The organism is Hymenobacter negativus (assembly GCF_017571495.1).
GTDB lineage: Bacteria > Bacteroidota > Bacteroidia > Cytophagales > Hymenobacteraceae > Hymenobacter > Hymenobacter negativus.
Window position 1 is genome coordinate 1 of record NZ_JAGETZ010000003.1, and the last position, 13466, is coordinate 13466.

16 protein-coding genes and 3 pseudogenes are annotated in these 13466 nt (G+C 59.1%); 13 read left to right on the forward strand and 6 right to left on the reverse strand.

From position 1 onward, the window contains the following. Positions 1-454 (forward strand): hypothetical protein (locus J4E00_RS06965; protein WP_208174426.1); only part of this gene is annotated, 454 nt, incomplete at its 5' end. 61 nt (positions 455-515) lie between these two features. Here J4E00_RS06965 and J4E00_RS06970 read toward each other — a convergent pair. From J4E00_RS06970 to J4E00_RS30205, 6 genes and pseudogenes are all read right to left on the reverse strand, one after another. Then, a complete protein-coding gene (locus J4E00_RS06970; protein ID WP_208174427.1) occupies positions 516-878 on the reverse strand; it encodes a hypothetical protein in 363 nt (120 codons plus the stop codon). Positions 879-968: 90 nt separating this feature from the next. Next, positions 969-1496: a hypothetical protein gene (locus tag J4E00_RS06975; protein ID WP_208174428.1), complete on the reverse strand. Its 528-nt coding sequence runs from the start codon at positions 1494-1496 to the stop codon at positions 969-971. 71 nt (positions 1497-1567) lie between these two features. Beyond that, the gene (locus tag J4E00_RS06980; RefSeq protein WP_208174429.1) at positions 1568-2059 is read right to left on the reverse strand and encodes a hypothetical protein; all 492 of its coding nucleotides are present in this window, start codon (positions 2057-2059) and stop codon (positions 1568-1570) included. Between the two features lie 82 nt (positions 2060-2141). After that, the gene (locus J4E00_RS06985) at positions 2142-2414 is read right to left on the reverse strand and encodes a hypothetical protein (RefSeq protein WP_208174430.1); all 273 of its coding nucleotides are present in this window, start codon (positions 2412-2414) and stop codon (positions 2142-2144) included. Positions 2415-2487: 73 nt separating this feature from the next. After that, a complete protein-coding gene (locus J4E00_RS06990; protein WP_208174431.1) occupies positions 2488-2709 on the reverse strand; it encodes a hypothetical protein in 222 nt (73 codons plus the stop codon). Positions 2710-2809: 100 nt separating this feature from the next. Further along, a pseudogene (locus J4E00_RS30205) lies at positions 2810-3034 on the reverse strand (T9SS type A sorting domain-containing protein); the annotation flags it as partial. Positions 3035-3519: 485 nt separating this feature from the next. On the opposite strand from J4E00_RS30205, the gene J4E00_RS07000 reads away from it, so the two are divergent. The 12 genes and pseudogenes from J4E00_RS07000 to J4E00_RS07055 all read left to right on the forward strand — a co-directional run bounded on the left by J4E00_RS07000 (position 3520) and on the right by J4E00_RS07055 (position 13381). Then, positions 3520-3810, forward strand: a complete 291-nt coding sequence (locus tag J4E00_RS07000) for a transposase (protein WP_208174432.1) — start codon at positions 3520-3522, stop codon at positions 3808-3810. A gap of 54 nt (positions 3811-3864) precedes the next feature. Beyond that, positions 3865-3981 (forward strand): annotated as a pseudogene (locus tag J4E00_RS30210) (IS3 family transposase); the annotation flags it as partial. A 125-nt stretch (positions 3982-4106) separates the two neighbouring features. After that, a pseudogene (locus J4E00_RS30215) lies at positions 4107-4157 on the forward strand (hypothetical protein); the annotation flags it as partial. Positions 4158-4215: 58 nt separating this feature from the next. Beyond that, positions 4216-4599, forward strand: a complete 384-nt coding sequence (locus J4E00_RS07015; protein ID WP_208174434.1) for an integrase core domain-containing protein — start codon at positions 4216-4218, stop codon at positions 4597-4599. Positions 4600-5408: 809 nt separating this feature from the next. Next, positions 5409-5825: a hypothetical protein gene (locus tag J4E00_RS07020; RefSeq protein ID WP_208174435.1), complete on the forward strand. Its 417-nt coding sequence runs from the start codon at positions 5409-5411 to the stop codon at positions 5823-5825. Between the two features lie 972 nt (positions 5826-6797). Further along, on the forward strand, positions 6798-7730 hold the full coding sequence (locus J4E00_RS07025; protein WP_208174436.1) for a T9SS type A sorting domain-containing protein: 933 nt from the start codon (positions 6798-6800) through the stop codon (positions 7728-7730). 76 nt (positions 7731-7806) lie between these two features. After that, complete coding sequence (locus tag J4E00_RS07030; protein WP_208174437.1) at positions 7807-8052, forward strand: hypothetical protein; 246 nt, start codon at positions 7807-7809, stop codon at positions 8050-8052. A gap of 661 nt (positions 8053-8713) precedes the next feature. Beyond that, positions 8714-8941: a hypothetical protein gene (locus J4E00_RS07035; RefSeq protein WP_208174438.1), complete on the forward strand. Its 228-nt coding sequence runs from the start codon at positions 8714-8716 to the stop codon at positions 8939-8941. A gap of 103 nt (positions 8942-9044) precedes the next feature. Beyond that, positions 9045-10265, forward strand: a complete 1221-nt coding sequence (locus tag J4E00_RS07040; RefSeq protein WP_208174439.1) for a multidrug effflux MFS transporter — start codon at positions 9045-9047, stop codon at positions 10263-10265. 264 nt (positions 10266-10529) lie between these two features. Then, a complete protein-coding gene (locus J4E00_RS07045; RefSeq protein WP_208174440.1) occupies positions 10530-11102 on the forward strand; it encodes a hypothetical protein in 573 nt (190 codons plus the stop codon). Positions 11103-11233: 131 nt separating this feature from the next. Further along, on the forward strand, positions 11234-12478 hold the full coding sequence (locus J4E00_RS07050) for a DUF3298 and DUF4163 domain-containing protein (protein ID WP_208174441.1): 1245 nt from the start codon (positions 11234-11236) through the stop codon (positions 12476-12478). A 66-nt stretch (positions 12479-12544) separates the two neighbouring features. After that, positions 12545-13381, forward strand: a complete 837-nt coding sequence (locus tag J4E00_RS07055) for a hypothetical protein (RefSeq protein ID WP_208174442.1) — start codon at positions 12545-12547, stop codon at positions 13379-13381. Positions 13382-13466 lie beyond the last annotated feature (85 nt).

Consider the following 13466-nt stretch of genomic DNA (forward strand, 5'->3'; position numbering starts at 1 on the left):
GCCTGGCTGGACATCTCACTTGGAAGACGACGGCCAAGAACTCGTCCTGCTGCCGCCTAATAGCCCTGACAGCACTGAGCGGGTCACTTTCACCCGTTTTGCCAAAGACGCTCCTTCCCTGGATTACCCGTCTGTGGCACGGCGGTTCGCGGCCTCGGCGTTTTCTCGCTTCGGCGAGGCAACGGCCGATACGTTGAATCAACTGGTTTTCCCGCACGACTTCGCCGTGGAGCGGAATGCGGGCCTGCGGAAGCAGGGGAAGCCCTACCGGGGGTATTGCTTGGTGTACGTGGACAACCGTAACGTCTACCAGTTCCGCATCGTGCTGGCACAAGACCGATTGAACGCTTACTCTGGAAGTCTGCTACTCGACATCTTCGGAAACATATACATCGACGGCAAACCTTTCGTCGAACATATGAATCAGTTGCGACAGATAATCCACCTGCACTAGTGGCGAGCTAGACAGTTCAGCAAAAGGGTGGTCTAAATTACCGAGCGTTATCTCGCCTATTCTACAGCCGACGCAACATCCATTCGAGCACGCGCTCAAACCAGGTAGGTTCTTGGTCCATCGCGTCGACGTGCCGGCACACGGCTTCCCAAAGCGCCTGAAAGACGGCTATGTTTTCGCACGCGGCGAGCACGGCGTCTTCCCGCTCGTGCAGGACGCGGACCAGGTGCCGGGGGTGTTCCACTAAGTGGCGTCGTCGGATGCGCACGGCGCTTTGCACGTAGTCCAGCACTTGGGCCCATTCTTGGCTCGTGGCCAGTGCCTTGTCGCGTGGGGTGCCGTGGCGCACCAACCAATCCTGCGAGAAGTCGCAGGCGATGAAGAGAGCGGCTTTCTCAGCAGTAATCATGAAAAATGTGCCCACAAGGGGAAGGGACGCCACAAGAACGCGTTTTTCGGCGTCTAGTCAAACGGTCCCAAGGTAAACGTGCTCTGTTCAAAAATAGGAGCGGTTTTAGTTGGTTGCATGTCGCTGATAAACCAACCGATTCGGCTTGTCTTTGCGACGAGTAGGTTGCTCGACCATCCACAGGCTGTCGCCGTAAAAGCGAAACGTTCCCGTTATGCCGGCGTGGTCAATGGCAGATTTGAGTTCGTAGCGGGCGCTATCGCCGGAGAGAACCAGGTAGCCGAGATTGTCCACGGGCGCGGTCAAGCGGAACTGCTCGGGCGGAACCGGCATGAAAGCCGTAAAGAAACTGCCATCTTCCCGGAATTTCAGGTAGCTGTAGCTTGGCGAATTCAAGGCGGTGCTGGGGACCGGGCGATAATAAAAGCCGGTGAACGGCAGGTCGTGTTGCGTCAACACCGACGCGTGCTCGGCCTGGAACCGGGGGTTGTACAAGGTAAATTCCCGCAGGCGGGGTTGCGTAGGATAGCCCAGCAGGCCTTGGTAGAAAGCACACCCTGTCAGCACGCACAAGCAGGCCCCCACGGCCAATACTCGGCTGCTTAACCAACAAAAAGGCGGGAAATCATGCATGTTTCACAAGTGTAGTTCAGCGAAAGGGTAGCAAGGTAAACGCCCTCTGTTTAGTTGAAAGAGCCTAATCTTTAAGCATCCTGCTCCTCGTCATGTCTCTCTTGGAGCCTGATACTAGAGTAGCGCGCAAATTCCGTGTATTCCGCCTCCGCCTCAATTAGGCGCTTGGCCAGTTCAAAGTCCACCACCACGCAGCTGATGTCCATCATGCCGAAGCCGTGGCCGTGGCCGTCGCAATGGCCCAGACCCGCCCAGCCCAATAGTTGGTCCAGCCGTTCTTCTAACCGAACGAGTTTATCCAGGTGCTTGGCCGTCATTCGCTTGACCGGGTACTCGATAATCAGGTCGTATTCCTTGGCGGGCTCGGCAAAGCCTTCCTGCCGCTTGGCCGCCGTTTGGTCGTCCAGAAGTGCTTGAAAGGCAGCCACGCTTGGAGCCTTAACATCCTCGCGCTCGCCTCGCTCGCCCACAACGCCCCAATGGATAACGCCTTGCTTGGGGCCGGTTTCCCAATACTCCCAGTAATGCAGTTGATTCGCGTGGCGTTTATACAGTTTGAGCATGCGGCAGAAGGGCAATGTTTTAGAATGGCAAGGTGCCGCCTCTTATTAGTGAGTGCCCCGTTCACTTTAACGGTGGTTATAGTTACTCCGCATCCGGCATCCAGTCCGGCAGCTTCACAAACATGGCGTAGTCCGGCAGCCGGTCATCTTCACTCCCCTCTTCGAAGGCGAATAGAAACTCGATTTCGTTTTTCTCCACGTCGTAGTTGAGCTCGACGAAAAAACCGGAGGGTACCCGGTAGAGCTGCACGGCTTGGTGGTAGTCATCCCAGCGCCGGGCCAGGTAGGTACCACGCTGAAAGAGGTAGGCCAGCTGCATCTCGTCCGAGAGTCGGTTGAAGTCGTGGAGGGGCATGAGCAGGCGTATCCTAAATAGCACCACTTGCATGAGGCCATTTGCTGCTGGGCCGCCGCCAGCGACATGGGCACTACCGTGGCCCCGCACCGGGCCAGCCGGCGGAAGCGTGGTACTTGACCGTGTTGCCGCTGTTGCAATAGTATACCACGGGGCCAGCAGCCACGTGCTTGGTTTTGACTTTGGACAACGCGTGGTGGGAAACGGTTTTGTAGGTAGTGCGGGGGTGGGTAGTCTGGGCCGGGGCGGTGAGGGAAAGCGCGAGCAGGGCCACTTGGAGTAGCAGGTGTCTCATGCGAGGAAGGCAGTAAAAAGCCCCGCTGGGTGGGCGGGGCTTTCGCTTTACTTCTAACTACGCGTCCGCCACTCTTGGCCACTTGTGTCCTGCTTTATATCTATTTCACGAATTTTAGGACCCGTTGTTCGCTGTGTTGCTGCACTTGTACTACATACATGCCTGCTGCCAGAGATGATATGTCTAACTTCTCTTCGAATAAGCCATTTTTTGCCATCCCGTGCAGGGGCAGTATTCCAACTGTTTGCCCGAGCACGTTGGTTACGGTGATGACAATTTCCTCTTGGCTAAACGTAGTAAGGCTAACTTGCAGCGTGGTGGTGGGTACTGGGTAAAGGTTGGCCTGCGAAAAAGCATTTGAGCCGGAGTACTAGCCGCATCGACTGATAAAAGGCGTTTCTGTTGTTCTGAGAGCGGGGGCAGGGCTACGGGGCTGGCGGTGGGTCGTGCAGTCACATCGTCGCAACATATTGGTCCCGAGAAGTTGGTTCTCCACGAATCAAGCTGATAGGCACGCGCTCCATAAGTACTGGCTGGTAGCCCCATGTTGTCTTGCCGCAGACCAATAATATACTGTCCGGGTACAGTGGGAGTAAACTCGCGTATAGCTCCAAAAGTCATTTCCTGCCAAACACCATTGGGTTTTTGGATATGTCAAGTATAGATAGAAGTGGGGTCAGGATTGGTGACGGTCAATGTCCGCTTTGGAAATCGTTTGAAATCGGCAGGTGGTCCATTTATCTTACAAATCTGCTGGACTGAGGTGGTCTAGGGAAGGCGGACAGAAGTAGGACGTATATTTCTACTGTTATGGCAACCAAAACCAACGGGTCGTCGCCCAACAAACGACGTAAGTACGACGCGGCCTTCAAGGCCGAGGCCCTGCGCTTGGCCAGCGAGAGCCGCAGCACGCAGGCGGCCGCGCAGCAGTTGGGCATCAGTCCGAAGCTGCTCTGCCGCTGGCAGCAGGCCCAACTCGTGGCCGAAGTGGGCAGCGAAGAGGTAGCACGGGACCCGGAAGTGCGCGCCCTGCGCGCCTGTCTGAAGCGGGCCGAGCAGGAACTTGATATTTTAAAAAAGCCTTGGTCAGCGCCTGCTTGATGCACAGGCTCGGCCAGCCCACCTGGTGAGTACCTACCCGCACGCGAGGCGTTTGCTCACCATGCGCAACGCTATGGCACGCTTCGGCTGCGGGCCGAAGTGCAGGCTGACGGCCACGCCGTGGGCCGCTGGCGCATCCGCCGGGTGCTCAAAGCCCACGGCCTGCGCGCCCTCCGGGTACGACCCATCAGCCCCGCTCGTTTGTGCCCCGTGCCACCGATTCGGACCCGGCCGTGCGCGCCGCGCCCAACCGCTTGTTCGGCCAGCCGGCCCCCATTACCCCGAACCGGGTGTGGGTGGGCGACATCACGTACTTGCCCCGCCAGGGCGGCGGCTGGCGCTGCTTGGCCGTGTGGCTGGACCGCTGCTCGCGCAAAGTCTTGGGCTGGGACGTGCGCTCTCGCCATGCCCGAAGACCTGGTCAGCGAGGCGCTGCGGCGCGCCCTGGCGGTGCGCCGGCCCCCGGCCGGGCTCGTCGTGCACTCCGACCAAGGCAGCCAGTACACGGCCACCCAATTCAAGAACCTACTGGCCTGGCATGGGGCCGTGCAGAGCATGAGCCGGCGCGGCAACTGCTACGACAACGCCCACGCCGAATCGTTTTGGAGCCGCTTCAAAGCCGAACTGCTCGACGGTGGCATTTTCCCGGGCTTGGCCGAAGCTAAGCTCAAAATCAGCCACCACGTGGCCTACTACAGTGCCGAGCGACGCCACTCAGCGTTGGCCTACCGTGCCCCCAACCACTTCGAAACCCATCTTCAAACAACGTCCCAACGCTGTCCGGCTTAGTTAGACCACCTCAAATCCTCCCGTACATAACACTCTGGGCGAGGTAGTGTTCCACGGGGGCAATATTGCTGTTATCAATGTACGGGTAGCCAACTGGTGGACATTGAGCAACGGCCGGCAAGGCGCCAACGAGCGCAAACAGGAGGAGTGCAATCCTTTTCATTTAAACTACGCAGAAACAGGTGAATTGAATAGCCAAAGGAACCCCAGTTAATGACAACAAAAAAGGATGTATATAATGTATTAATGACTAGACTTTATTGATGTTGTATTGCATTATAGCCGAGCGTTACCTAGGTAAAGGTGTATTGCTTATCACAATGCGCTAGGAGGATGAACCAAAATAATGTGTTTTCAGATATTGGGCTCACCAGTTGAGTGGCCGTTGGGACGCTGTGCAACAAAGCTTATGAGCTGCTTTGGGCTACTGCAAATAATCCCGGAACTTCACCGGCATAATTCCAGCAGAGTGACGGGATTATTTTTTATAGACCTGACACCCTCCAATTGATGTCGTCAGGACTGCGCAGATACCCGGTCTGCTGTGCGCCAATTACCTATCGGGATTATATGCTGCCGATGCTTGCTGTGCATGACCTATTCAATCGCACGTGCGTCCATTAAATCAGCCCTGCGGTACCTTCCTTTACTCAAAATGAGAAGCCCATTATACGAGGGCAGAAGTGAGAGTAGTAAGTAGAAGGGGAGCCCCCACCCACTCAGCGGGGCCCATTAGGTAGCGGCTGGCTCTGGCGCAACCCCACCAAGAGGCCCGACGTACGGTTGGGGCATTTCTTTTCCCTTGCCCGATGCCGTTTGCTACTGGTCTGTCCGTCTATTTTGAAAACCCCGCCGGCCGTGTGCTGGAGCATCCGGCCGGGTACGCCGTGTTTGTGTATGCCCCCGGCAAGCGCCAGTTTGGCGACTTGCAGGCCTTGCTCATCCACACCGGTCAGCTGCTACGCCGGCGGCAGTGGCACCGCCTGCTCGGGGACCAGCGCCGCATGACGCCCTTCACGGAGGAAGAGTCGAAGTGGATACTCGAGTACTGGCTCGACCCCGCTAACCAGCAACCCCGCGGTCTGTACGCGGCGGTCCTGCTCGCCGAGGACGTGTTTGCCCGGCTGGCTACCACCCAACTCATCAACGACGCCAAAGCTGCTGCCCTTACCTACCATTTGTTTGATAACGAAATCGCGGCGGCGGCTTGGCTGCAACAGTGTTAAAGTGTTTTGTTGCTAGTGTGTTACAGTTTAGAGTGGGCGCATAAAAAAGGCCATCGCAGCAATGCGATGGCCTTGAAGTAGCGTGTTCAGCCTAGCGGTGTCTACCCCACCGGTTCAGCTGCAACCACGCGGCACGAGCAAGTCCTTCCTTTCCACATTTCCAGCTCGTGCGGGTTACTTATGGGTCAAAGATAGCGGCCTTATAAGCGAGGTATTTGGTCCCACTCGCCAAACAAGATGATTTTCTCGGCCAGTGGCAGCTTTGCACCATTGAGAGGAATAATCAGAGAGCTTCAGCCAGTCATCTGGGCTCTTTTAGGGAAGGAAAGAGTTGGGTATAGCGGCAGGTTTTAGTACGTTGCGTCTGAGGAAGAGATTGAGGCGGTCTAACCAAGCTAGACACAATTGGGACGAAGTTTGGAGGGAGCAGAGTGATTAGAAACGAGACAGCCGAAAGCAGAACGGAGGCGCTTGGAGCTGTGATAACTGGTTTCGAGCCGGGCTTTGAACAGTTCAGGTTGGCTTTGAAGCGGCACCAGAACGATTCGGTATGGCGTTATCGTAGCAGTTGCCCCGCCAGCTCCTTCTTTGTTGAGCACCTTTTATCGCGCGCCGTGGCGGGCGAGCAGATTTTTGAAGCAGGTGGCCGTGTACTAGCTGTCGTGGTCAGAGTGGACAATAAGCCTGGCCGGCGCACAACCAGGGCGCCTCACTTACAAGGTTAGTACTGCCAAAGCGTCAACCCAGTTAGTTGCCACCGTGCTTACTGCCAGAGCTAGGTGTAGGTTGTAATGCAGTACCCACAAGCCTGGATACGGCTCAGTAGCTAATGGACCCGTGCAACGGAATGTTGCTATTACCCTAACTTTATAGGGCCCCAATTGCTCGCACTCCAAATAAATTAAAAACGGTTCTCATGCAACCGCAAGTAGGTTTCGGACATCTGGTAGCAAATCCATTCCTCATTTTTGTATGAAAACACTTTTCCGTTTAGGCCTTCTGGCCGCATCTACGCTTGTCTTCACGTCGACGCACGCCCAAACTGTGGCCAACCTTGACCTCGAAACGTGGTCTACCCGTGCCACCTCGGTAACGGGTGGGGTAGAAGCTCCCGCCAACTGGCAAACCACTGACGACCTGATAAGCAGTCTGGTCGGTGTGGCCCTGCCTGTTGGCACGACTACCGTTACCAAGACCACCGACGCCCACAGCGGCACCTACGCGGCGCAACTCGAGACCAAAACCTACGCGCTGGTGGGTCAAACCTTTCCCGGAGCGCTGGCACTCGGTACCCGCCTCACCGACTTCGGTAGCCTCTACAGCGGCGTGCCATATACGGCCCGCCCCACGCAGATGCAGTTCTACTACAAACTGACCCGGACTGGGGGAACACCCGACGCTGGCGCCGTATCGGTTTCGCTCAGCCGGACCACTGGCGGCGTGTCAACCGACATTGCCATAATGGGCCAGACCCTGGCCCCTGCCTCAACCTACACGCTGGTTACCATTCCGCTCACCTATACGTCAACCACGACCCCCGACTCGCTGCACATCGAATTTTATTCGTCCAGTACGCAGACGCCCACCGCCGGCACTACCTTGCTCATTGACGACATCTCTTTCGTGACGCCCACGGCTACCCGTGCCGGGTTGCTCGATGCCCCGGTGAGCGTGGCCCCCAACCCCAGCGCCGATGGCCGTTTCCTGCTGCACAGCCCCGAGCCCGCCTTGCTGGCGGCCCCCTTCACCGTGACCGACCTGACCGGTCGCGTGGTGCTACAGGCCCCAACGGCCAGCCCCGCCACCACCCGCACCATCGACCTAGGTACCCAGGCGGCCGGCCTGTACACCCTGCAGCTGCAAACGGAAAAGGGCGTGGTGATACGCAAGCTGGTGGTACGCTAACTGCACCGTCACTACGTAAACCCAAAGCCCCGCCCACCAGCGGGGCTTTTTCATGCCCGTTTCCTACCTTGCTTCCATGACTTTCCACGCGTTCATCCGGCTGGCGGAAGAAAGCCAACTTGCCGCCATATACGCCACGGGGGCCTATGTGGCTACACGCTGGCAGGAAGTATACGAGGCAGTGCATCTGTACCAGCTGCCGGGCGGCTTCTTCGTTGAACTGACCTATGACACCGAGACCAACGAGGTTCAGTATCTCTTTCCCTTCGAAGCGGGCAGTAAGGACGACCGGCTGCCGGACTACGCGCTACCCGAAAAGTGACCGACTTGGTTAGAAAGTAGTAAACCGAGCGAGGCATTTTGACGTACGTTGGCTCCTCCGCATAACGGCCCGGGTTCCATGTTAAGAGTCAAAAATCAGCACCTCATTTATCGCGGCCCGGATGGCTTCGGTGGTTTCCGTAATGGCCAAGCCTACGCGTTGCGGGTGGGCACGAAAAAGAACGAGCATTACCTGCTCCATCCCGTTACGAAACAGCCGTGGCTAACGCAGCCCACGGCAGTATTTTGGGAGAACTGGGAAAGGTTGGAAGAGCACAGCTAAGAGTGTATTTGCGCTAAGTGGTGCAGTTGCTTTTACGAAGGTTTAAGACGCTATAAGTGCGCATCTGCCCAACATGCATGCGGGTGCTTACTTCCCTCTCAATGCAGGGGCAAGAATAGGTGGCTGCTATTTGGAGAAGGGCGGGTCGATTGCTGAAGCCATCGAGCGCGTGCTTGCGCACTTCGACGCGGATATTGACATTGAGGAAGCAGTGTGGGGACGGGGGTAATAAGGCCCCGGCTCTCAAGTGGCAACTGAGATACACCGACTGGGTTGGGTGCTTAACGGCTACGGCAAGCTCAGTGCTGACCTGCTGACTTACACCACCGTGGCCTTGCTGATTTAGGGAAACGGGGCATTGGTAATCCAGCATCCCCGTGTGGAGCCGCTTGCGCTGCAACTGGTGCCCAATCCTGCCCGCGACCAGGTGCGACTGCCCGAGTTGGCGTCCACCGACCGGGTACGTCTGTTAGATGCCTGCGGGCGTACCATGCGCACAGGTACGGGCCCTTCCTTATCGCTTACGTGCCTGGCTCTCGCGCTCTACGTGCTGCAAGCCACCACGGAGCGCCAGATTGTGCACACCGCACGCCTTCTGGCGGACTAAGCAGGAGGGAGAATAGCTTGCTCCGGTCAAACAAAAAAGCGGTTTTTGCGCTCTACGTACCCACCTTATACGAGCGCTACGCCTACCGCCTTTCCCTGGATTAATGACCAAGCAAAAATATTTCACCCTGATTCTGATTTTGGGCGCCCTCACGGCGCTGGGGCCTTTTTCGATTGACATGTACCTGCCGGGCTTTCCGGCCATTGCCCACAACCTGCACACCACCGTGGCCCGGGTGGGCTTGTCGCTATCGAGCTTTTTTGTGGGTATCTCGGCGGGCCAGCTGCTTTACGGGCCCCTGCTGGACCGCTACGGGCGCAAGCCGCCGCTCTACCTGGGGCTGGGGCTCTACGTGGCGGCCTCGGTGGGCTGCCTGGCTGTGCACCGCATCGAAGCCTTGATTGTGCTGCGCTTTGTGCAGGCCATTGGCAGCTGCGCGGCGGCGGTGGCCTCGATGACGATGGTGCGCGACCTGTTTCCCGTGAAGGACAGCGCCAAGGTATTTGCCCTGCTGATGCTGGTGGTGGGCGTTTCGCCCATGGTGGCCCCCACCGTGGGCGGCTACATCACGACGGCGTATGGTTGGCAGGCTGTGTTCGTGGCGCTGGGTGGGCTCGGGAGCCTGCTACTGCTCGCTACGTTTTTATGGTTGCCAAGTAGCTACGCCCCGGATACCACGCTCTCGTTGAAACCCCGGCCCATTCTTGCAAACTTTTGGGCGGTGCTGCGTGAGCCGCAGTTTACGACTTATGCTCTGACGGGGGCTGTTTCTTTCAGTGGCCTGTTTGCCTACGTGTCGGGCTCGCCGTTGGTGTTTATGGACCTGTTTAAAGTAGATGCCAAGGTATATGGGTGGATTTTTGCCTTTCTATCCATTGGCCTGATTGGAGCCAGCCAGGTGAATAGCCAGCTGCTGCGCCGCTACGAAAGCGCCCAAATTGTGCCCGTCGCTTTGGTGTGCCAGGTGCTCACAACGCTTGCCCTGCTGCTGCTTACCCTTGCAGGTGTCATCGGGCTCATCGGCACGGTGGCGCTGCTGTTTGTTTTCCTGTGCTGCTTGGGCTTCACCAATCCCAACACTTCCGCGCTCTCGCTGGCGCCCTTCACGCGCAACGCGGGCAGCGCCTCGGCCCTGATGGGAGCTATTCAGATGGGCATGGGGGCCTTGGCTTCGGTCGGGGTGAGCCTGTTTAATGCGCATTCGGCCCTGCCCATGGCGGGCATCATGGCCGCCACCTCGCTGCTGGCGTTGGGGCTGTTGCTGCTGGGGCGGCAGCGGGTGGGGCAACTCGTTACCGGCGATGCTGTGGGAGGACTGCATTAGGGGGGGCTCGCGTTCATGGCTGTTTACACCCTGTGAAGGACCGAGCCAGGTAGGTGCCTGATAAAGCAGAGCAGGCACGAGGTCTGGCGTTTTCCGGCCTCTACCGGATTCCAGCCCGGCGAAACCGTGCCAAGTATGGTGCCGGGGGAGGTGGATGACGACCTGGATGTGGTCATGGTCGATGCCGAACCCAGCAACCCTGATGCCCACCGCAACGAATAGCAATATAGTCCGAAGACGTATTCCCAGAGAATTCCTCCGCTTATGCCTGGTTTGTTACCAAGAACTATTCAACGACTGATTGGGACACTGGTAGTTGGAGTAACTGCCTGCCAAAGCCCGGACCAACCAACTGCTGCCTCGCGGCCCGCCAGCGCGCCGCCGCCAACGGCCACCCCGGCCCCTCAGCTGGTAGAGCAGGCGTTGGGCAACAGCGGCTTTTTCGTGTCATTGCCCAGCACGTACAGACTGAGAAGTACGGATGCTGCCGATTTCCTGGTGTACTACTTTGCCCCGGCTGATACCACGGTGCGCACTCAGTTCACGGGCGGCCTCTACCTGGGCGGCCACCCGCAAGGAATGGATAGTACGGCGGCTGGCTGCCAGATGCGCCGCGTAGCAACCACCCTGTTGGGCCGCCCGGCCACCTGGCAGGTGCAGCGCTGTGCCACCGGCTACACCCTCAACGCCGTGTTCGACAGCCACAGCGGCCAGGGGTGGAGCCCGTTAATCAACGCCTTTGGGGAAGCAAAGTCGGCGGCCGAGCTGCGCCAGCTGCTGGCCATCTTTGCCACCCTGCGGCAGCAGCGCCCGCCGGCCGGCAAGGTGCCCCGTTGATTGAGGGCTACCCCGTGCAAAGCGAATGAGGGAGGGGTAGAGCACATTTGTTTATAAATTCTTAACAAAGGAATAGCGGCTGGGCAGCCGTGCTGCTAAGCTCCTCGGGTGGGTTTTCCGTTATTACAGCCATGAATCGTTCTGTACTGCTCTGGGCCGCACCGCTGCTATTAGCGCTTAGCGCCTGCCCGTCTAAGAAAAGTGACCACGCCCAAAACGCCACTGCACCAGCTGCCGCAGCAATTGTCGATTTTCGCCACCCTGGCTACGCCCAATACCGGGGTCAGCTAACGGGGGCCGCCGATTCGCTGACCTTGCACCTCACCATCACCCCGGCCCGCCCGGGCAGTGAGGCCGTCGGGGGCATCGGCGGCTACTACTACGGGGCCGACGGCGAGCCACACGAATTGCAACAGGTATTGGTGGAGCACCCGCACCCGGACAGCCTGCTGCTGGCTTATTATGACCACGCCGTGCTCGACGGCAGCGGCAATGAGCAGGAAACCCGCTGGCGTCTGCGCCGGCAGCCCGATGGCCGCCTGGTGGGTACCGTGGGCGGGAAGGCGATTCAGTTGCGGCCGGCTCGGCCGGCCCTGGCCCTGGCGGTGCGCTCGTTTGCCGATTCCGTTGCGGCTTTCCCCGGCCAGGCCCGCTCGCCTTACGGCCACGTAGGCCTGCAAACGCTGGAACCCACGGGTAGCTCCCCCGTGGCCCTGGCCATAGCCGCCAACATCCGCCGCCAGCAGCGCGGCGACACGTTGCCCAACCTGCCAGTGCCGGCTCTTGCGGGCCTATGGCAGCAGCAGCGCACCGACTTTGCCAAATTCTACCGCGAAGATGCCGCTGGCCTGGCCGAGGACCTGGCTGCCGATTCGGCGGCAACCGCCGACTCGACCGAGGCCTACAGCCCCAGCCTACGCTACGAAAGCCAGAGCAGCGCGTCGGTCATCTGTCAGGAAGGCGCCTTGCTCAGTTTGCGCCTTTTGGACTACAGCTATTCGGGAGGCGCGCATGGCAACTTCGGCAGCACAGTGCGCAGCATCGATTTGCGTACCGGCCGGGTCCTCACATTCGACGATATTTTCCAGCCTGCTGCCCGCACCCAGCTGCTCCCCTTACTGGAGCGGGGCGTACGGCGGACTCTGGGCATTGGCGATAATGAACGGCTCGACACGCAGTTGCTCGATAACCAGATGCAGCTCACTACCAACGTGTGCCTCACGCCCGGTGGGGTGCTGTTCCTGTACGTACCCTACGAAATCACCGCCTATGCCCTGGGCGAAGTCCCCGTCTTTATCCCCTTGGCCAAGCTGCGTCCGCTGCTGCGTGCGGGGCTGCCGCTGCCAGGAACTGGCGCAGGGGTGGCGAAGCGCTGAAGGATGCCCGCCGCGAAATTGCAAGATTCCCAACAGTACCTGCCGCTTTATCACTCATCTCCGCATATGAAATACTACGCTGCCCTGGCTTTGCTGCTGGCTGCTTGCCAGCCCGATAAGCCCACCGCTACCACTACCGGTTCCGCTACGCCCCCAGCCGGCGACACCGCCAGCCCAACCGCTGCTGGTGTAGCAGCCGATACCCTGCAAGTGGCCGACTCGCTGGGTCACTTCGTTGGCGTGGCCCAGCTGCGACCCAGCACCAAAGCCGCCTTCGACCAACTGCGCTCGACGGACCCACTGCCGTTGCGCCCCGCGGAGCGAGAGGAGAACGCTGCGGCTAGTGGCCAGCCGATACCGGCCAACTTGGATACGCCGCTACCCACCGATGGCCGGGTGCAGCGCCAGGGCGAAACCCTCGTGTTTCGGCCAGCGCAGGGCCCTGCAATTACCCTACGCCCTGTGCCTTCGCCCGATGGGCCCGAGGGCAACGACAACGCATATGCCTATTGGGGCAGCCTGCCTGCCGCCCATCAGTGGGTAGTCGACGTGTCAACTGATGAAGGCCCCGCCGTGCTGCTGGTCGACCAGCGCACTGGCCGGCGCACCAATCTGCTGGGAGCGCCCGCCCTTTCGCCCGATGGCCGCTACCTGCTCAGCGTATGCGAAGACGTGGCCAGCGGCGGCAACCCTACCGAAATAAGCTTATATCAGGTAAGTGGCTCCGCGCCACAGCTCCTTTGGAACCGCACCCTGGTCGACTGGGGGCCGCGCCGCGCCCGCTGGCGTGATGCCCGCCACGTGGTACTGGAGCAGGCGCACTCCGACCCCGGCGGCGACGTAGTGGCGAGCACCAAGCTGCCACTCACGTACGTCGAGATGGAGTTGCCGGCCATTCGCTAACATCGGCGGTGGCTATAGCAGGTTAATTGCTTGCAAACAGAGAAACGGTTTAACAGGACCGTGTTTTGCCCATTGGCGGATAACT